At 59.0% G+C, this 19,126-nt stretch carries 18 protein-coding genes; 13 read left to right on the top strand and 5 right to left on the bottom strand.

Annotated features, from left to right (window positions below; translation table 11 throughout):
• Positions 1–14 precede the first annotated feature (14 nt).
• Genes CXY71_RS05105 through CXY71_RS05085 form a run of 5 tightly spaced genes read left to right on the top strand, consistent with a single transcriptional unit; the run spans position 15 to position 5,159 of the window.
• The gene (locus CXY71_RS05105) at positions 15–257 is read left to right on the top strand and encodes a biotin/lipoyl-containing protein (protein ID WP_092341282.1); all 243 of its coding nucleotides are present in this window, start codon (positions 15–17) and stop codon (positions 255–257) included.
• A 38-nt stretch (positions 258–295) separates the two neighbouring features.
• A complete protein-coding gene (glpD, locus tag CXY71_RS05100; protein ID WP_104134597.1) occupies positions 296–2,023 on the top strand; it encodes a glycerol-3-phosphate dehydrogenase in 1,728 nt (575 codons plus the stop codon).
• Positions 2,020–3,579 (top strand): glycerol kinase GlpK, encoded by a 1,560-nt coding sequence (locus CXY71_RS05095; RefSeq protein ID WP_104134596.1) that lies wholly within the window; start codon positions 2,020–2,022, stop codon positions 3,577–3,579. Before glpD ends, CXY71_RS05095 begins: the two co-directional genes overlap by 4 nt.
• Positions 3,580–3,618: 39 nt before the next feature.
• A complete protein-coding gene (locus CXY71_RS05090) occupies positions 3,619–4,488 on the top strand; it encodes a class II fructose-bisphosphate aldolase (RefSeq protein ID WP_104134595.1) in 870 nt (289 codons plus the stop codon).
• Positions 4,488–5,159, top strand: a complete 672-nt coding sequence (locus CXY71_RS05085; protein WP_104134594.1) for a 2-oxo acid dehydrogenase subunit E2 — start codon at positions 4,488–4,490, stop codon at positions 5,157–5,159. Before CXY71_RS05090 ends, CXY71_RS05085 begins: the two co-directional genes overlap by 1 nt.
• Before the next feature lie 56 nt (positions 5,160–5,215).
• On the opposite strand, the gene CXY71_RS05080 is transcribed toward CXY71_RS05085, so the two are convergent.
• From CXY71_RS05080 to CXY71_RS21825, 3 genes are all read right to left on the bottom strand, one after another.
• Positions 5,216–6,169: a sugar-binding transcriptional regulator gene (locus CXY71_RS05080; protein ID WP_146072749.1), complete on the bottom strand. Its 954-nt coding sequence runs from the start codon at positions 6,167–6,169 to the stop codon at positions 5,216–5,218.
• Between the two features lie 98 nt (positions 6,170–6,267).
• Positions 6,268–6,495, bottom strand: a complete 228-nt coding sequence (locus tag CXY71_RS21830) for a hypothetical protein (protein ID WP_233198219.1) — start codon at positions 6,493–6,495, stop codon at positions 6,268–6,270.
• A 15-nt stretch (positions 6,496–6,510) separates the two neighbouring features.
• Positions 6,511–6,792, bottom strand: a complete 282-nt coding sequence (locus tag CXY71_RS21825) for an NUDIX domain-containing protein (RefSeq protein ID WP_255411372.1) — start codon at positions 6,790–6,792, stop codon at positions 6,511–6,513.
• 155 nt (positions 6,793–6,947) lie between these two features.
• Here CXY71_RS21825 and CXY71_RS05070 point away from each other — a divergent pair, with 155 nt between their 5' ends.
• Positions 6,948–7,706 carry a lipoate--protein ligase family protein gene (locus tag CXY71_RS05070; RefSeq protein ID WP_146072748.1) on the top strand — a complete coding sequence of 253 codons (759 nt, stop codon included), beginning with the start codon at positions 6,948–6,950 and terminating at the stop codon, positions 7,704–7,706.
• A 58-nt stretch (positions 7,707–7,764) separates the two neighbouring features.
• Here the strand turns inward: CXY71_RS05070 and CXY71_RS05065 are convergent, their stop codons facing one another.
• Positions 7,765–8,709: a 3-keto-5-aminohexanoate cleavage protein gene (locus CXY71_RS05065; protein WP_104134591.1), complete on the bottom strand. Its 945-nt coding sequence runs from the start codon at positions 8,707–8,709 to the stop codon at positions 7,765–7,767.
• A gap of 469 nt (positions 8,710–9,178) precedes the next feature.
• Here CXY71_RS05065 and CXY71_RS05060 point away from each other — a divergent pair, with 469 nt between their 5' ends.
• From CXY71_RS05060 to CXY71_RS20965, 7 genes are all read left to right on the top strand, one after another.
• Positions 9,179–10,414, top strand: a complete 1,236-nt coding sequence (locus CXY71_RS05060) for an epoxide hydrolase family protein (RefSeq protein WP_104134590.1) — start codon at positions 9,179–9,181, stop codon at positions 10,412–10,414.
• Positions 10,415–10,589: 175 nt separating this feature from the next.
• Complete coding sequence (locus CXY71_RS05055) at positions 10,590–11,744, top strand: sugar ABC transporter substrate-binding protein (protein WP_104134589.1); 1,155 nt, start codon at positions 10,590–10,592, stop codon at positions 11,742–11,744.
• A 97-nt stretch (positions 11,745–11,841) separates the two neighbouring features.
• Positions 11,842–12,891 carry an ABC transporter permease gene (locus tag CXY71_RS05050; protein ID WP_104134588.1) on the top strand — a complete coding sequence of 350 codons (1,050 nt, stop codon included), beginning with the start codon at positions 11,842–11,844 and terminating at the stop codon, positions 12,889–12,891.
• Positions 12,892–12,896: 5 nt separating this feature from the next.
• Complete coding sequence (locus CXY71_RS05045; RefSeq protein WP_146071693.1) at positions 12,897–14,423, top strand: sugar ABC transporter ATP-binding protein; 1,527 nt, start codon at positions 12,897–12,899, stop codon at positions 14,421–14,423.
• A complete protein-coding gene (locus CXY71_RS05040) occupies positions 14,423–15,430 on the top strand; it encodes an ABC transporter permease (RefSeq protein WP_104134586.1) in 1,008 nt (335 codons plus the stop codon). The genes CXY71_RS05045 and CXY71_RS05040 overlap by 1 nt, the downstream gene beginning before the upstream one ends.
• A 19-nt stretch (positions 15,431–15,449) precedes the next feature.
• Positions 15,450–16,946 (top strand): beta-Ala-His dipeptidase, encoded by a 1,497-nt coding sequence (gene pepD, locus CXY71_RS05035; protein WP_104134585.1) that lies wholly within the window; start codon positions 15,450–15,452, stop codon positions 16,944–16,946.
• Between the two features lie 285 nt (positions 16,947–17,231).
• The gene (locus CXY71_RS20965) at positions 17,232–17,435 is read left to right on the top strand and encodes a hypothetical protein (RefSeq protein WP_368665858.1); all 204 of its coding nucleotides are present in this window, start codon (positions 17,232–17,234) and stop codon (positions 17,433–17,435) included.
• A gap of 269 nt (positions 17,436–17,704) precedes the next feature.
• Here CXY71_RS20965 and CXY71_RS05025 read toward each other — a convergent pair whose 3' ends face one another.
• Positions 17,705–18,901, bottom strand: a complete 1,197-nt coding sequence (locus tag CXY71_RS05025) for an IS110 family transposase (protein WP_233204418.1) — start codon at positions 18,899–18,901, stop codon at positions 17,705–17,707.
• Positions 18,902–19,126 lie beyond the last annotated feature (225 nt).

Below are 19,126 nucleotides of genomic sequence, written 5' to 3'. Positions count from 1 at the left end.
GAAAGAGGAATCAGATGGCGCGTATAGATGTATTGCTGCCCCAGTGGGGAATGGGAATGAGCGAGGGGGCAATCGTCGAGTGGCTCAAGAAGGTGGGCGATCACGTCGATGAAGACGAACCCCTGGCGGAGGTTGAGGCGGAGAAGGTTGAGGAAACCCTCGAGTCACCTGCCACGGGAACCCTGGTTGAGATCTTGGTTGAGGAAGGTGCCTCAGTCGAGGTCCGCACCATTCTCGCTGTGATCGAAACCGACTAAACGCGAGCCTCAACGAAAACAACGAAGCAGGAGGAGCCATGAGCGCATCTTTAGTGAACGCCGGGGACACCCGCGCACCCTATGACCTCGTCGTCGTGGGTGCCGGAATTAATGGACTCGGCATAGCGCGCGACGCTGCTGCGCGAGGCTTGCGAACCATTGTCATCGATCAGGAAGACATTTGCAGCGGTGTGTCCGCGTGGTCGGGGCGACTCATTCATGGTGGTCTCCGATACCTGGAGCATAAGGACTTCGCCCTGGTTCGCGAATCCCTGAAAGAGCGCGAGCGTCTCTTCACGCTCGCACCGCACCTCGTGAAGCCTGTACCGCTTCTCATGCCCTTCTACGCCCGCAACAAGCGGCCGTCGTGGTTGATTCGCCTCGGCATGATCGCCTACGACGTACTCTCGTGGGACAAGAAGCAACCCAATCACAGCATTCTGACGAAGCGCGCGGTGCTGTCCCGCTTCACCGGGATGGAGCCGGCCGGACTCACAGGTTCCGCAGTTTTTATCGACGGACAGGTTGAATACGCTGAGCGCCTTTGTGTCGAACTCGCGGTAGCAGCAAAGAGTGACGGGGCCGACATCGTCACCCACTCCCGAGTCGATGGGCTGCTGAAGTCCGACTCTCATGTGACCGGCGTCGAGTACACCGATTCCATCACGGGAGAACGTCATTCCGTGCACGGACGCGTGGTCATGAACGCCGCAGGCCCGTGGGTCGACCGCTTGCTGGCTGGCTTTGGGGGAGTCAATTCACCCCGATTCATCGGCGGCTCCAAAGGCAGCCATATTGTAGTAGCCCCGTTCCCCGGGGCGCCTCGCGACGTCGTGTACTACGAGTCGCAGGCGGATGGCCGTCTGGTCCTCGTCATACCGTGGATGAAGAGATATCTCATCGGGTGCACCGACAACCTCTACAACGAGGAACCGGACTCGGCTCGCGCGGAACAATCGGAGATTGACTACCTACTCAACGAGGTCAACACTCTCGTGCCAGGTGCGAAACTCAGCACCGACGATGTTCTTTACACGTACAGCGGAGTGCGACCATTGCCGTACGCACCGGGTGTGCCCGAATGGAAGATTCCGCGCAGTCACATCATCCACGACCACGCTGAAGACGGTGTCGAAGGCCTCTTCTCTGTTATCGGCGGCAAGCTCACGACGTTCCGACAGCTCTCTGAGGACGCCGTCGACTTGGCGCTTCGCAGCCTTGGGGCCAAGAAGATCAAAACAATTACTCTGACCAGTCCCCTTCCTGGTGCGCGAGTCGCAAACTACGATGCATTCTCGAAGGCGTTCATTGCGAACGGTGCTCTGCCAACGTCAGTGGCGAAGCGCCTCCTCGCTCTGTACGGAGTACGGGCAGCGAACATAGTGGCTCTCGTGAGTAACGATGCCAGTCTTGCTGAGATCGTCGACGAGAAGTCAGGGGCTCTGGCCGCTGAAGTGGTCTTCGCCATCAATGAAGAATTTGCCCGAACTCTCACGGACGTTATGGCCCGACGTCTTTTACTGGCGTTTGAACCGGATCACGGTATTCAGGGCGCCGAACGGATCGCGGAGATCATGGCGGCAAACAACGGCTGGGCTGAAGACCGTATCCAGAATGAGATCGACGGCTACGTCGAGTGGCTCGGCCACCTAGCAGTCCCCGGCCGACCCACAGCGCAAATTCCGGGTCGTGCGACATCCGATGCACGGGAAAGCGAGTTGACCGTCGACGACGTCGGTCTCCAGAGCGGCCGGGCAGACCTATGACAGGCCGCTATGTTCTCGCGCTCGACGAAGGATCGAGCAGCGCGAGGGCGGTACTCGTCGATACGGACGGGCGGATCGTCGCCGAGGCATCAAATTCGCTCACGCCCCTTTTTCCCAACCACGGCTGGGTCGAGCTTGACCCGGCCCAGCTGTGGACTGCGATGCGGGCAGCAATCGACGAGGTAATGGATCGGTCGGGGCTGACGGCGCGCGATATCGCAACGGTCGGGGTGACAACTCACCGGGAGACCTGTCTGATCTGGAACCGATCCAATTCCATCCCCGTACACAACGCGATCATGTGGTCTTCTCATCAGACCGATGAGATCGTGCAGCGCTGGTCAGACATGGGGCTCGACGCGGAGATCCGAACGCGTACCGGCCTGCGAAACGACTCGTTTTTTTCAGCGCCAAAACTGGCCTGGTTCCTCGAAAATGTCCAAGGACTCAAAGCGCTGGCAGGCACGGGCGCCTACGCTGCCGGAACAGTCGACACCTGGCTTGTCTGGAACCTCACTGGCGGTCGAGAGCACGTCACCGATGCGACATCGGCGTCGCGGACGGCATTGCTCAACATTGACGATCTCGTGTGGGACGAGAGGCTCTGCGACGTATACGGAATCCCGCGGGAGCTACTCCCCGAGGTTCGCGCTTCCAATTCGCACTTCGGCTTCCTTGACCCCAGCATTTTGCCCGGCGGCGTCGGCCATTACATACCCATCCATGCGATCATCGCTGATCAACAAGCTGGGCTCTTTGGGCAGGGATGTTTCGACGAGGGATCAGTCAAGAACACGTTTGGAACCGCTGGCGTGCTCGTCGCAAATGTTGGCCGTAGCCCACTGCTCCTGACCGGAATGACTACCAGTGTGGCGATGAACATTCCCGGGCTCACTTCCTATGAGGTCGAAGGGGTGGTATTCCACAGTGGGCAGACGCTTCATTGGTTGCGAGACAAGATGCGGGCAGTCGGATCCGTTGCGGAGATGGAGCGAATCGCAGAACGTGTCACGGACACTCAGGGCGTCTATTTTGTTCCCGCTTTCGCCGGTCTCTGCGACCCATACTGGGACAAGAACGTCCGTGCATCGATTTTTGGGTTGACTCTTGACACAGGCATCGACCAAATTGTTCGCGCGGCGCTGGAAGCTATGGCCTATCAAACGCGCGACAACCTTGATGCCCTGCGCGCCGGCGGCATGAACGTGACATCGCTCAAGGTAGATGGAAAAGCGGTCTGCAATAACTTTCTGTGCCAGTTCCAAGCAGACATTCTCGGCCTGCCGGTCGTTCGGCCGGAGGGCCTCGAGCGCACCGCTCTCGGAGTTGCCTATATTGCCGGAGCAGAGGTGGGTCTGTGGAACGCGCAAGATCTTGTGCGCGAAACGTGGCGCGCGGAGCGAGTATTCGAGCCCCGCATGAGTAGAGACCGACGCGACCAGCTTTACGGCGGTTGGCAGGCCGCCGTACGATCCGCGCGCATGATGCAGCCGGCACCGCCTCACCCGACTAAAGGGAGGGTCTCAGATTCCGTCCCGATACTGGCCGAACACTGACGTGTTGGTCGAAAAACTGAACCAACCGAGAGGATCATCATGACCACGAAGACAGCCGAAAACTACGTTGCCCGAGCCCGAGCAGGGGGCTATGCAGTCGGTGGTTTCAATATGCACAACTCCGAGACCGCGCAAGCGCTGATCGAAGCGTCAAATCGCGCTCAATCACCAGTTTTCCTGCAGGTTGGGCGGGCGATCGTTCCTCATATGGGCCTCGAGGCGGCCTACCGCATGACTCGTCGTGAACTCGATGGTTCAAAAGCGGATGCGGTCATTCACCTCGACCACGGTACGTACGAGGAGGTCTTCGAAGCCTTGCGCCTCGGATTTGACTCGATCATGTTCGATGGCTCCCACTTACCGTTCGAAGAAAATTTGAAAACTACGCGTTACGTCGTTCAGGTAGCGCATTCATTCGGCGTCCCGGTGGAAGCAGAACTGGGCAGTATCCCCGATGCATCCAACGGGATTGACTGGTCAGCGCACTACACCAACGTCGACGAAGCCGAAAGATTCGTGGCAGAAACCGGTGTCGATTTCCTGGCGATCTCGGCAGGTGTGATGCACGGCATCACATCCGGTGATCCTCTGCCCCTGGACATCGAACGAATCCAGCGCATTCGCGATGTCACGGGCGTTCCCCTCGTTCTGCACGGTGCTTCGGGAGTGCCGGCGTCGGATATCAGAGCCGCGATCGCGGCTGGTGTGCACAAGCTGAACGCCGATACCGATCTCCGCCATGCCTTTCGCCGCGGTATTGAAGAGACCTGGGCCCAGGGTGACCGCCAGCTCGAAGACGCCATGTCTGAAGGAAAGCGCCAGATGATCGAGGCGACGATCGCAAAGATGCGCGAGTACGGGTGTGCCGGTGTCTCGACGACCGCCGTTTTGACCGAAGCGCGGGCGTGATGACGCAACCACTCGATCTCGACGAAGGCCAGAGAACCGAATTGAAGGGCATACGTCGAACCGCGGCACGGCGCATGGTCACGGCGTGGGAAGCGCCCGTGTTCCACCTCACGGTGGAGGTCGACATGACGGAGGCATCGCGTGCCAAGGTCGTCGTGCCGGGGGCGACCGTGACTGACGTGCTTGTTCTCGCAACCGCCCATGCTCTGACCGTTGTGCCGGCGGTAAATGTTCACGTCGACGGAGAAGCGGTCGTATCTTTCCAACGAGCTCACGTCGGAATAGCGGTCGCCACAGAGAAGGGTCTGACAGTACCGATTATTCATAACGCCGATCAATTGGATCTTGACGAGATCGCTGAGCGCAGGCGCGACATCGTCGGTCGTGCGCGTTCCGGCGGGTTGGGGCGCGACGACATTACTGGAGGGACCTTCACGATTTCGAATCTCGGCATGCTCGGCGTGACCCGCTTCGATGCCATCGTTAATGCGCCCCAGGCTGCGATCCTGGCGGTTGGAGCCACGATCCGCCGAAATGTCTGGACTGAAAATGGTGGGGGTTGGCGGCCCATCGCCGAATTAACCCTGACATCGGATCATCGTGCCCTGGATGGAGCGATTGCGGCCGAGTTTCTTTCTGCGTTGAAATCTAAACTGGAAGCTCCGGTATAACAACGTGCATGCAATGTCGGCGGGGGCTCGCAGTGCGGGCCGCCGCTCACTTGGCATCACTCTCGCAGTAGTCGCTCTGCCGTTTCCATATCCGTGACAAGGGTGTCGATCCAATGACCGCGCAGGGCCGCGCGCACAGCCTCGTATTTTGACCTTCCGCCAGCGACGGCAAATCGTCCGCCATGAGCGGGCAACTGTGCCAAGGTTACGCCGATCACCAGGGAATCGAGCTCGCTCTCGATCGGGATTCCCTCCGCGTCGATGAATCTCAGGTTGATCTGTCCGACGGCGCCAAGTGACTTGACCATTTCGAACTGTTCTACCGTGAAAAAGTTACCGCCCGGTTCAAGAGGCGCATCGATATTGCAGGTGCCGATACCGACAAGGGCCACGTTCAGCTCGTCCAGCGCCGCGATCGCTTCGCGAGTGTGCACGTCGTAGTTCATCATCGCGTCACGCACTTCCGCAGAAGACAGAACCCCGGGAGCGCGGATGAATAGGGGCGTTCCTCCGACGAGGTCGGCAAATCGCTGGGTGGATTGGGTGGAATCATGCTGCAGCTGTGGCGGGCCGACGTCCCCAAGCATCTCAACGATGCGAGTGGCGTCGGACCTTTTCTTCGACGGTTCGAGGGCAGCCACGAGCGAACGCAGGGACCGGCTCCACGAAGTAAAACCAATAGTTTTCCCCGACAGTTGCATTGCCCCAAGGATGAGCGCGGCGGCCTCACCGAGGTCGCGGTTGATGCCGGCCTCATCGCTCGGATCCAGCGCCTCCACGACGTGAACTTGGGACAACCCATAGCGAGCCTGAAGATCCTCTTCGATCTCCGCGTGTAGACCCTCCGGGATGACGACAATCGTTCGGACAATCTTCGCTTGCTCGGCTGCTTGAAGAAGCCGGGAGACGCGCGCCTGCGATATGCCCAAGCTTGACGCGATCTCGATCTGACGAATGCCGTGCGTGTAGTACATGCGCGCCACTTTTGTCATGAATCGGCGCAGTTCCAAATCAGCAGCCACGACCCCTCCTATCAATAAGTAACGCAAGTGTATCAAGATTCGCCGCTTGCAAGAATATACATATCGATCTAGGCTCAATACTTAGATTAATCTAATTCACCGGGCAAGGAGGCCGACGGATGGCGATCCCACGGCGTGTTCGCACTTGTCGCGTTCGTCCAGCCTCGCGTTTTGGCCGCGAAGGCAGCCAAGATTGCGCCGGCAAGGGTTCCGTTCTGCGTTTTTCGGTCAAGAATCGACGTGACAACATCTTCGAGTGGCACCCAGCGCAGTTTGATATTCACTTCCTCCGCAGTAGGAAGAAAATCGGACACTTCTGCCGACAGTTTTCATGCAAGAAAGACTCGGATTGCTTCGTTGCTGCCGCCTGGCGTGGGGAAGAAATCCAGCAGCAGTTCCCAACTCGTGGCGGCAAGTCCAGTTTCTTCCAACAATTCTCTCCGGGCGGCCGCTGTAGAGTCTCCGTTAGCAGCATCGAGAATGCCAGCTGGCAGCTCCCATTCACATGCCCGTATGGGATGGCGATACTGCCGAATCAGGAGGACACGATCGTCCTCGCCCAGGGCCACGATCACAACCGCACCGCGATGAGAGAGATAGCGCCGGGTCAAGATCGTATCGCCATATATGACCTCGTCGGATCATATATCCCACACCAGCTCCTCCAAGTCGGTCTTGGTGGAACGTACCTCGTGGTGCTCATGCACATCCGCCAGCTGACTAGACAATCGAGCGATTCCCTGTTTCTGAATTCAGAATTTGAGTCTTGCGCGTCATGACCGAGGCGAATCAGCCGGTGCCCGCTCGCATGCCGAAGTTATCTCTGGGCCGGATCGGCAGCACAGCGCAAGAAGACATCGATGAATCCTTGCGCGCGCTGCGCGAGATGCAACTGGACGTCAACGCGCACGCTCGAATCAGGGCCTATCGCCCACTTCCTACCGTGGCATTCAGCCGACGTGAGAGCCTGATGCCTGAATTCGCCGAAGCCTCGGCGGCCGCTCGTAGCTTCGGCTTTGACCCAGTGATCCGCCTCGCGGGAGGACGAGCAGTGGCGTACGACCAGACGTGCCTGATTATCGATCTCATGGCGCCCTTGGAGTTCTACAATAATCACATAGCGGCCTTTGAGGCTGGAGCTGGTTGTTTCCGGGATGTACTGGGTGACCTCGGCCTGGACGCTCGAGTAGGTCCAGTCGTGGGGGAATACTGCGCGGGTGACCACAGCGTCAACGCGCGTGGGCAGGTGAAGGTCGTTGGAATCGCTCAACGGGCCATGCGGCGGGCCAGACTTTTGACCGCTTGCATCGTGCTGGAAACACCCGAGCGCCTGCGGCCAGTCGTGGACGCTGTCTACGGTGCAATGAAGCTTGAGTGGTCGCCAGCGAGTTTGGGGAGCGTGCGTGGCGAGGGGGCGCAAGGAACACTCGACGAAATCGTGCGCGAGCTCGTGAGCGGGCTCCAACAACGACACGCCGAATGGGCGTTCCCGCATTTAACTCAAATTGACGATGCGGGTACGTAAGACCGCTTGCTTTTGAGCGCAGAGGACTCCGCGAAGTATTTCCGTCAGTTGCGCATCATTAAATGTTGTACAGGGCCCTCGCCTCGTCCGGGGTCGCTATGGGCCGGCCGACTTCTCGCGCGATTTCCTGGGCCTGCTGAAGCAGCTCTAAGTTCGTCGGATTTCGAGCCGGATCATAGAACAATTCCAGTCCGGTTTTGATGTGGCCTCCGAGCTCGATTGCCCTGCGGAGGATCGAGGTGTCGTCGAGTGCTCCCTGACCCCAGATCGAGATGTACCAGGGATGTTTGACTTTCGCTTCTTCGATCATCCATAGGTAGTAGTACAGGCTCTCAAGACTCGGTTTCATGCCGTTCGTTCCGATGGGATCTGTAGCAGTGAGACCGTAGTCCCCGATGAGGTAAAAATCCCACATGGAGCCCGGCGTGGAGAGCCCTTTGTTGACGTAGTGCATGGCGTGGCGAAGGTGCCCGGGTTCGTAGACGCCGAAGACCATGGGGGTGCCTTGCTCACGCAACATCCTGATTTGGCTGCCAACGCGTTCGTAGTTGAACCCGAATTCTGGGCCCGCGAGGTATCCCTCGGCATCCGCTTCTGTAGCGAACAGCGTCAGCCCAGTGTCGACACAGGCAATCCGAACGTTCGCCTTCTCGACCAGGAAAGGAATGTGTTGGAGACCGTTCTCGTCCCCTTTGAGGCGCAGGTTGTTACAGGTCGTGGGGTACCAGGTGATGTTGGGGTGCTTGTGCAGCACCTTGTCCCAGGTGCGCATGTAGTCCTTGAAGGCGTCTTCGCCCATGAGGTCGAAACTGGTGTTGTGGGCATGGATCGCACCGGCTCCGGCTTCCCAGCACCGAATCGCTTCTTCCGCAATCTCGTCATAGGAAATTGGGGTGTTGGGGTTCATTTCTTTCGTACGGATCCCATTGATGTGAGACTCGATAATCACCGGGTAGTCCCAGTTCGGCTTCATGTCCGCATACTTGTCGAGGGCAGTGCCCATGGTTCACTTCTCTTTCTCACGATGACTTCATCTGCAGCGATGTAGTGCTTCGGCAAAACCGAACAATGAATTTGGACCCAGTCCGCAGACATTCGCCCGACTGCAAATCAAGAAGCCTTCAAACGAGTGCCGGACGGACGTAGTGTTTTCCAGTCAGAGTGTGCAACACACATGAAACGCGAACGCGATTGGAACTGGGCACCGTCAGCGACATCGCTGATGGGCGCTTCCGCGGGCATCCCCGTTCAAGTTGTGTTTGTTCAAAAAACCTTCCAACAGTTCGCGCCTCGATCGGCGTCATCGGCTGAGATGTCAACCGATTCCACCAGACGGCGCAACACGCTGATTTTTCGTACCGAGCACTATTCGTTGACAGATATATCCCGGTTGGGATATAAAATGAATATACACGCAGTTATTGAATAAAAACATACTTTGCTGGTGCGACGCAGAACTAGGAGGTTCTAAGTTGTCGAATTCGTTTGATGTTCGTCCGTACGAGATCCGCATCCCCGACGCAGATCTTGACGACATGATCCAGAGGCTGAAACGAACACGATTCCCTCAAGACTTTGGGAACGAAGACTGGCGCTATGGCTACAATACCGAGTACCATCGCACCCTCATCGACTACTGGATCAATGAGTACGACTGGCGCGCAGTAGAGCGCCAGATGAATGAACTCCCGCACTTCAAGGTCAACGTGATGGGTGTCCCGCTGCACTTCATCCATGTACGCGGCAAGGGGCCAAACCCGAAGCCGCTGCTTCTCCACCATGGCTGGCCCTGGACTTTCTGGGACGTGCGCAAGATCATAGGGCCTCTTACGGACCCGGTGAAGTTCGGCGGCTTGGAGTCTGATTCGTTTGACGTGGTTCTAATCTCCCTGCCCGGCTATGGGTTTTCCTCCCCGCTAACGGAGACGGGATGGAATTTCTGGAAGACCGCCGATCTCGAGAACGTCCTGATGAAGCAGATTCTTGGATACGACCGCTACGCCACCGCGGGGGGGGATTGGGGAGCGTTGATCGCACAACAGCACGGACACAAGTACGAATCCGACGTCATCGGTGTCTATACGCACTTTCCAGCGCAGATGTCGCATTATCTCGCAGATCATCCAGATCAGCCCGAGGGCGTGGCGTACGACTCTGCTTTGGGATTGCCAGCGGCAAGCGAATACTCCGATGACGAATCCGGCTGGTTCGATCGGGGCAAGTTGTTCGTCGAGAATGAGAGCGGCTACGGGGAGCTTCAGCTGACGAAGCCACAGACGCTCGCGGCGCTCGTCGCCGACTCACCTGCAGCCCAGCTGGCATGGATCACCGAGAAGCGGTACTTCTGGGGCCTCGCAGAGCGTGGCAGCGGCACAGAATTATTCGAGCGTGTTTGGCCAAAGGAAGACTTGATTACGACCGCCGCGGTGTACTTTCTCACGGGAACGGGCGGGACCTCCTCCCGGTACTACTGGGAATGCCGGGCGAACCCGTGGACGCCGAGTCATAATCGGTTTCCGGTCGTGGGAGTACCGACCGCGGTTTCGATATACCCGGGCGAGATTTACAAGCCGCCGAAAACCTGGACGGAGAAGTACTTTAACCTGCAGCAGTACCGGGTCCATAGCAGCGGTGGTCACTTCGCTCCTCTTGAAGAACCCGATATCTACGTGGCGGACGTCCGTGATTTCTTCCGAACTCTGCGCTGACGCAGGATCTTCGGGCGCCACATCGTAACGAAACGGTCACGTGTGGGCTGTCTGTCAAAATTCTCTTGCGTGCACGCGAAACGACCCTTAGTATCGCAATGAATCATTATTGATTTGTTGAATAAAAATGCACAACACCTGAATCTAGGCCTTACCCACGACAAAGGAGTCAAAGATGTCTCTCAGAAACAAACGCGGCGTGATCCGCCTCGCCGCCTTCGCGGCTGTTGCTGCGCTCGCACTCGCCGGGTGCACGTCGACCGCAGGTGGAGCCGACACGGCTTCCTCTGGGCCGATTGCCAAGGAGGACCTGGTCCTCGTTGCATCCGTGATCAACACCACCAACCCTTACTTCATCGCCAACATTGAGGGGGCTAAGGCTCTCTCCAAAAAACTTGACATTCCGCTCGAGATCATCGATTCACAGGGGTCGTCGCAGACTGAAATCTCAAAGATCCAGGCGATCTTGGCGCAGGGCAAGAAGGTCGTGATGTTCGTCAACACCGTAGCGAGCTCGGACACTCCGACGATCGTCGACGCCGTGAAGCGTGCCGGTGGCTTCGTATCGATCTGGTGGAACAAACCGGACAACTTCGAGCCCTGGGACTCGGGCGACAACTTTGTGGCCTTCCAGAAGCACGCTGGTGTGGATTCAGGCCGCTGCAACGCTAAGGCAATCGGCGACTCGCTGGGAGGTAAGGGCAACGTAATCATGTTCCCCGGCGTTGAGGACAGCACGACCAGTGCGACGCGTGTCGCCGGCTTCGAGGCTGAGATGCGTGAGAACTACCCTGACATCAAAATTCTCGAGAAGCAGGCTTCGAACTGGGATCCGCAGCTTGCTAACCAGAATTCAAAGGACCTGATCGCGAAGTACGGAGATCAGATCAATGGCGTCTGGAGCGCCGATGACGGCATGCAGCTCGGCGCGATCCAGGCCTTCGAGGATGCGGGTTTGCTGGACAAGGTCAAGTTCGCCTCCGACGGCCTTTACCCCGACACGGTGAAAATGATGAAGGAGGGCTACGGCAACAACGCCATTGTCGGGGAAACCTTCCACCGCGGCTACATGGCCTCCGCCATCGGTCTGTACACGGCCTACCTTGCCGCGACCGGAGAGATCGTCCCGTCCGAACTACCCAAGGACAAGCGCACGAGCTTCTTTGACATCAAGTGCGTAACGCCCGACACTCTTGGCGACTACCTTCAGTACGACGGTGCTGATGCTGCAGATAATTTCGTTGACGATCTCATCGCAAACGGCCCGTGGGACACCGAGCCGGCGACCCTTGTCGGCGGCGGTGGACCCGAGGTTCTGCCCACGCCGTAGCATTACGGCCAGCCTGTTCCCGGCCCTCGTCGATCAGACGGGGGCCGGGAACAGGCGCATAACCATTATGTGATCGGTATCTGCGAGGAGAATTCTCATGGTTCACAAAGTTTTAGCGGAACAGGTCGCGGGCGGCATGAACACCACCGCAATCAGGATCCGCGAATCTGGCATCGAGCGGCGCGCCCGGTTCCGGGGTCTAGCCGAACCGTTGAGTCTACTCGCGGCGCTGGTCGTCCTTATCGGTGTCTTTTCCCTGTTTAACGAGCGCTTTCTGACGGCGTCCAACCTTCAGAACGTGCTCACCCAGTCGGCTATCCCCTTGATCGTTGCCGTGGGGGCGACTCTGGTCATCCTTCTCGGATCCATCGACCTGTCCGTGGAGGGGGTCATGGGGGCGACCGGAATGACTTGGATCCTCCTTAGCGCCAATTCGCGCGGAGGAGCGGACCTGGGACCATGGGCTTGGGTCATCGCGCTCGGCGTGGCCCTCGTGCTGGGTGTCGCCAGCGGCCTCATTTTCACCGCGCTGAAGGTCCCATCATTTATCGTCACGCTGGGAATGTGGTATATCGGGCTCGGAATCGCCACAATGCTCTACGGGACCGACCTTCTCCCTCGCCTCGAGGACGAGGCGCTCAGCGGCTGGACTTCGCGCATTACTTTAGGGCTGCCTAACTCGTTCTGGGTGGCGCTGCTCGTTATTGGCCTCGGCATACTTGTTCTACGCAGTACCCGGATCGGCCGGGTAACTCTCGCCATTGGAAACAGCGAGACGATCGTGCGCTCGGCGGGCCTTCCCGCTTTCCGCGTCAAGGTCGCCGTCTTCGCCATTGCCGCTGTGCTCAGTGGCCTCGGCGGAATCCTTGCCACTGTCCAACTCGACATCGGTTCGCCCACTGTCGGTTCTGGTGTGCTCTTCATCGTCATCCCTGCTGTTGTCATCGGAGGTACGCACCTCGGCGGCGGAAAAGGTGGAATTTTGCGCACAGTGCTGGGCGTGTTCCTGCTGACAATCCTCAACAACGGACTCATCCTCTCCGGTGTCGAGTCGAGTTATCAGTCGGCGGTCACGGGAGTGATCCTGGTCGCAGCAATCGTGTTCGCAGCGTGGTCGCAGCGCGACAGATTACGGGTAGCAAAGTGATCGACATGACCACAACTCCCGCAGTGCTTCACCTGGACGCCGTCTCCAAAAGCTTTGGATCGAATCATGCCGTTCGCGGTGTGTCCCTCAGCATCCGATCCGGTGAGGTTATCGGACTTATTGGAGAGAACGGCGCTGGCAAGTCCACGCTATTGAAAATCCTTTCGGGCAACTATCGGCACGATGAAGGAACAATCGCCGTAAACGGACGAGAAGTCCAGTTTCGTGGACCAGCCGATGCCTTGCGGGCGGGGATCGGTGTCGTACACCAGGAGCAATCACTGTTCACAAACCTCACCGTCGCCGAAAACATCGAAGTCAATACTCCAATCGGCCGTGGCGGGATCAACCGGTTGGGGCTATACAACTGGCGACGCCTCTACGCGGACGCGGCCAAGGCACTCGACCTCATCGGATCGCACTTGAATCCGAGGACGCGAGTGAGTGACCTGTCGTTCGTTGACCGCCAGATGGTGGAGATCGCACGGGCGATCCGGGTCAGTGCCTCCAGCGACACGACTCCTCTCGTAATCCTCGACGAACCGACCGCGATTCTGGAGAGGACGGAGACCGAAATTCTAGAGAGGGAAATTTCCAAGCTTCGCAACATTGGTTCGGTAATCTTCGTCTCGCACCGACTCGACGAGGTCATGCGTATCTGCGATCGCGTCGTAGTCATGCGCGATGGCGAGTTGATTGCCGACCGGCGAGTCGATGACGTGACCGAAGATGAACTATTTCGACTCATGGTCGGTCGGGAGACGCACGCTGCTGTTCAAAGTCGGCGAAGTATTGAGCCGGCGAGCAGCCCGGTCATCTCGATTCACGACATCACCAAGGCAGGCGCCTATGCGGACGTGTCGATCAACGCCTACCCGGGCCGCATCCTGGCCATTCTGGGTACCAGCGGCTCCGGCCGTGAGTCTGTAGCGCGAGCGATCTTCGGGGCAGAAAGCTTCGATTCCGGATCCATCTCGATCGCGGGTTACTCCGGGCGCCACTTGTCCATCAAGAAGGCCGTCGCCCTTGGCGTGGGATATGTTCCCGCGGAGCGCAAGACGGAGGGAATGGTCGGGGAAATGCCGGCCGATCAAAACATCGCACTCACGCATCCAGGTTCCGCCGTCATCGGGCCGTTCGAGCTTCCCCGACGCAGGCTGGCTTTGGCACGTATGTGGTTTGAGAAGCTGGACATCCGGCCTCGAGAGCCAGAGCACATGCTGCAGGACTTTTCTGGCGGCAACCAGCAGAAGGTCGTCCTCGCCAAGTGGTTGAACTCTTCGCAGCTGAAGGCGCTCGTGCTTGACCACCCGCTCCGAGGCCTCGACCCGGGCGCGGGCGAGACAGTCAAAGCGCAGATCCGATCGGTATGCGATGACGGAACCGCGGTCATCCTCATTCCCGACACGATCGAAGAGGCGCTAGATATTGCCGACGACATCGTGGTGATGCGAGACGGACGGATCTCAGGCGTCTACGACCTTGGGCACGATAATCCCGCCACTCTGGACCTGCTCGAAAGGATGCTGTGATGACCAAGACTGACAACGAGACAACGAAGATCGCCGTGCCTACCCGCAGACGGTTGCAGGCCGTGAAGCGCATCGGAGGCTGGCATGCGATTGGCCCGATCGTCATCTTCCTTGTGATCCTCCTCGTCGTTGCGATCCTCACGCCAGCATTCATCGGGAGCGGAGGACTCGCGATTATCGCGTCGTCGTCGGCCCCTATCCTGTTGCTGGCACTCGGGCAGGCGATGGTGCTCAACGTTGGGTCGATCGACCTGTCGAATGCCGCGATTGGGCTGCTGGGAGCAATCCTTCTCGCGCTGACGCTCGGGCCAGTAGCCGGACTGTCTCCGCTGATCGTGCTCCTTGCCACCACCGCTTTTGGAGCCGTGAACGGTTTGATCCTGGCATACGCACAGGTACCGTCCTTCGCGCTGACACTGGGCACGCTGGGAATTTTCCAAGCAGCCGCGCTCGTGGCCAGCAACCGGACGACCGTCTACGTGGCCAGCAACGGGGAGAGCGTTCGCTCGTTGTACGAAAGCGGAATCGCCAATGTGCCGATGACGTTCTGGATGGGCGTCTTGCTTGCGGTCGCTCTCTGGGCGCTTCTGCGGTACACCCGCATCGGCCGAGGGATGACGGCAATCGGAAAGAACGAGTCTGCCGCGATCTTCTCTGCGGTGCGAACGCGCTCGCTCAAGGTGCTCGCCTTCGCGCTCTCCGGGTTTGCCGCCGGACTCGCTGGCATCGCGATCATCGCGCAGGCAGGGTCCGCGTCACCCACAGGCCTGGGCAGCGATCTGCTACTTCCCGCCATTGCCGCAGCTCTGATTGGAGGAACGTCGATCTCCGGAGGTGTAGTTAATCCGCTCACGGTGATCTTCGGAGCGCTGACCGTTGCCCTTGTTCCCATCGCGACGACCGCAGTCGGCATCGAGGCCCAGGCGCAGAGCTTGGTCTACGGTGCGGTCATCATCGCGGTGGTTGCCCTCACCATGTCGCGCAACAAGTCAAGCATTGTCAAGTAACAAACGAGAGGGAACATACATGTCTGCTGCGAACATCATGGAAGCGACCAACTCTGGCGTGCTCAAACACCTCGAGCCCCGCGAGGTGTTCCGATTCTTCGAAGTACTCACCAGCATCCCGCGAGGCTCGGGTAATGAGGAGCAGATCGCCAACTGGGTTGTAGATTTCGCGCGCTCGTGTGGACTTGAGGCGACGAAGGATGACCTGCACTGTGTCCTCGTGCGCAAGCTCGGTCAGGGTGGCCTTGAGAACGCAGCGCCGCTGATCCTGCACGGCCATCTGGATATGGTCTGCGAAAAAGCCGAAGGTGTCGAGTTCGACTTCGTGAACCAACCGCTGAGCCTCATCGTCGACGGCGACTACATCTCGGCGGCGGGAACGTCTCTGGGGGCGGACAACGGAATCGGAGTGTCCTACATTCTCGCGCTGCTGGAATCGAAGGATATTCCTCATCCACCGCTGGAGGCAGTCCTCACCGCTATGGAGGAAAAGGGCAAGGTGGGGGCCGGACAGTTTGACGTCGGGCAACTCGCCGGGCGCCGGATGATCGATTTTAACTGGATCACGGACGAGGAGATCCTCGCGGGGTGCAGTGGGGACATGACGTTTACCGTTGATGTCCCAGGTGAGTTTGAGCCAGTGCCTGTTGACTTGAGCAGTGCGCGCTCGCTCGAGGTACGCGGGCTCAATGGCGGTCACTGCGAATTCGACATTCAGTTCGAGCGGGCGAACGCCCTGCAGGTCCTGGCCCGCGCGATCCACAAGCTGGCGGGCGCGTACGACCTGCGCATTGCCGCCCCTTTCGGAGGCGCTCAAAATAGCGCTATCCCGGCCGATGCATCCGCTGTTATCGTCTTCAACGACAGGGACACGAATTCGATTGCGGTTCTCATCGCTGAGCTTGACGTAGAACTCAAGAGTGAGTACCAGATTTCTGACCCCGCGATTCGGGTCGAGCTCAAGACTGCGGAGCGTCCGGATGTTGCGTTTTCGCGCGCCGCCGGTCTCCGGCTGATGTCCATTGTGCGTCTTATTCCCCAGGGGGTGATCAGCTGGAATCTGCACGTCCCCGGTCGCGTCGAGACGTCGAACAACGTCGGAACGGTTCGGCTGACTCCTGAGGGTGCACGTGTGATGTCGACGGTCACGTCGGCCCTCACCTCGCGGAAGCACGAGCTGATCGAACGCGTACAGGCGCTCGTAGCGCTCGCAGGCGGCGGTGCCGTGTGCGAGCTCTACGGCCTCGACGCTCCAGAGTTTCCGTATCGTCCGCAATCTCAACTTTTGGCGACGGCATCCGAGGCTTACCGTGACGTGCTCGGCAAGGAGCCCAACGTAGAGGTGTCGCAGTGCTCTCTTGAGCTCGGTATGTTCAGCAGGCGGGTGCCGGTCGCCGATATCATCTCGATCGGCACCGAGCTTCAAGCTCTGCATTCCTCCGCCGAGAGGGTCAGCTACAAGTCTGTGGAACGCGTCTGGCCGCTGATCAAGGCGGTCGTGTCGCGACTGGGATAAACGGAAGCGTTCCGGGAAGGACGGGGGGCGGGATATAAGCTGGTGAGTTTTTTCAGTCCCGCGTCAGACTTCACATCTTCTTCGCCTAATTATGCGCCGCAGTCAGGGCAGCCGTACTGATGCGGTCTAATTGGTCGATTTTTTCGCGTTTAAGACTTTTCCGTCGAGTTGCGTTTTCGGGANGGTCTCGGGCAACAGCAACCTGCGACTCTGCAATCGATCATGAACAGGCCCGACCTGTGGCATTCCCTCTCCGATTGGAAATAAAGCTCAGATTTCGGTTTCCTGGCACACGAGGCAGGGGGCAATCTGGTCGGTGCGGCGTGGGTGAGGTTCATGACCGCCGAAGATGCCGGATATGGATTCGTTGACGAGGGTATTCCCGAACTAGGCATGGGCGTACCGAGCACTCATCGAGGCCAGGGCGTGGGCTGCGTTCTGCTGGAGCGCACCATACGGGCCTCAGCCGATCGTGGCCTCCCAGGCTGAGCTTGATTGAGTGTCGAGGGCGAAAACGTACGAGCCCGCGCTCTGTACAAGAGCAACGGCTTCGTCGTCGCGGGCCGGATCTTTTGCAGTTGTTTTGGGCGCGCATGCAGGCAGACGCCACACAGTATCAACGGGACGTGACAGCGATAACCTCTTTAGTGGATGCTCCTATTGATGTCAAGCGGCCTTTGGGGTGGGTTTCGATTGCCGGGATTGGTCGTCGAGCCAGGCGCTGAAGCTGGTTTCCAGGTCGGTGTCGGCGCGTTGTCCTATCTCGAGTCGACGTAAGCGCTGGTAGGGAACGTTGAGCTGTTTGGCCGCGTCGGTAAGGACGATGCCGAGCGTCTGGCGGCGTTGCCGTAGCCGTGGTCCACCGGGCAGAGGGACAGCGGGATTTTTTGGGTGAGCAATGCAAATATTTCGTTGGCGACGTGGCGTTTGAGGCAACGGACGATGTCGCGGTCGGAAAGGCCTTCAGCGGTGCGTCGGGCGATGTAGGCCATAGTCCGAGGTTCCTTGTGGCGTTTGCGGAGCAGGACAATACGGTGCAGGGCAGCGTTAGCTTGCCGGTCACCACCGCGCGAGAGACGAAAACGCTGCCGCTTTCCCGAAGATGCCGGAATAGGTGCAACGCCGCAGAGGGCAGCGAACTGGGCCTTGGTGGAGATGCGATCTGGGTTGTCGCCGGCAGTGGTGAGCAGGTGCGCGGCAACAAACGGGCCCACACCGCTTGCGGCCATGAGAGCCGGATTCTGCCGGCTGGCGAGTTGGCCGAGTTGACTGTCGATAAGAGCAATATCCGCCGTCAGTACCTGATGGCGTTGCGCGAGGCGTTTCGCTGATGCCCGCACGATCAGCTCCGGCGTGGTGCCCGGTGCGGGTCGTGTGCGCGCGAGCGCAACCGTGAGTTTATTACCGTCGTATCGGCGAAAATCCTGCCGGATGACCTCGGGCGCGCTCACCAACAAGGCATGGATTTGATTGATACTAGCCGTGCGCGCCTTGGTGGCAGAGCAGCGTTCGGCAAGTAAGACCCGCATCGACTCGACGTCACCATCGCGTTGTTTCGGGGTTGATAACCCGCGCCCGGCCAGAACCGACATCGCCGCTTGGTGGGCGTCGAGGGGATCGGATTTGCCGCGCAGTCGACGCTCGGCACGGTTGGCGCGATTGACCTCGAGAACGCGCATTCCGGCATTGGCCAACACGCGGGCAAGTTCCGCACCGTAAGAGCCGGTGCCTTCAACGCCAACAGCATCCACGATGCCGTAGGCGTGGAGGAACTCGATGATTTTCCGATAGCCGCTCCCGACTGCCAAGAATTCCCGGTCGGCGATCGGTTGTCCATGGTCGTCAACGATGGCGACGTAGTGCGTGTCTTTGTGGGTATCAACCCCGGCGAAGATGATTCGTGGTGACTCGGCCGCGATGGTGATTTGTGGCGGTTCAAGAATTGCAACTGTCATGACTTCGGTACTCCCGTTTCGTCGTTGAAGGGAAATCACCGTTGGGTCGGGAGGGCAGACAGCACAGAGGTGAGACTGTTGGCCAGGCTCCTATCAAGTCATGTCGCCCCGATCAAGCGGCATTAGCGGCTCTGGTGCGGCGGACAGATCCACTCAAAGACAACCTCGAAAGGAGTCAGTGTAATTTTGAGTCACCCCGCACCAGAGTCACATCCAGTATCTCTG

Origin of the sequence: Cryobacterium sp. Y62 (assembly GCF_002929785.1) — a bacterium.
GTDB lineage: Bacteria > Actinomycetota > Actinomycetes > Actinomycetales > Microbacteriaceae > Cryobacterium.
The sequence above is the reverse complement of the archived record's forward strand: the minus strand, read 5'-3'. Positions and strand labels throughout refer to the sequence as shown.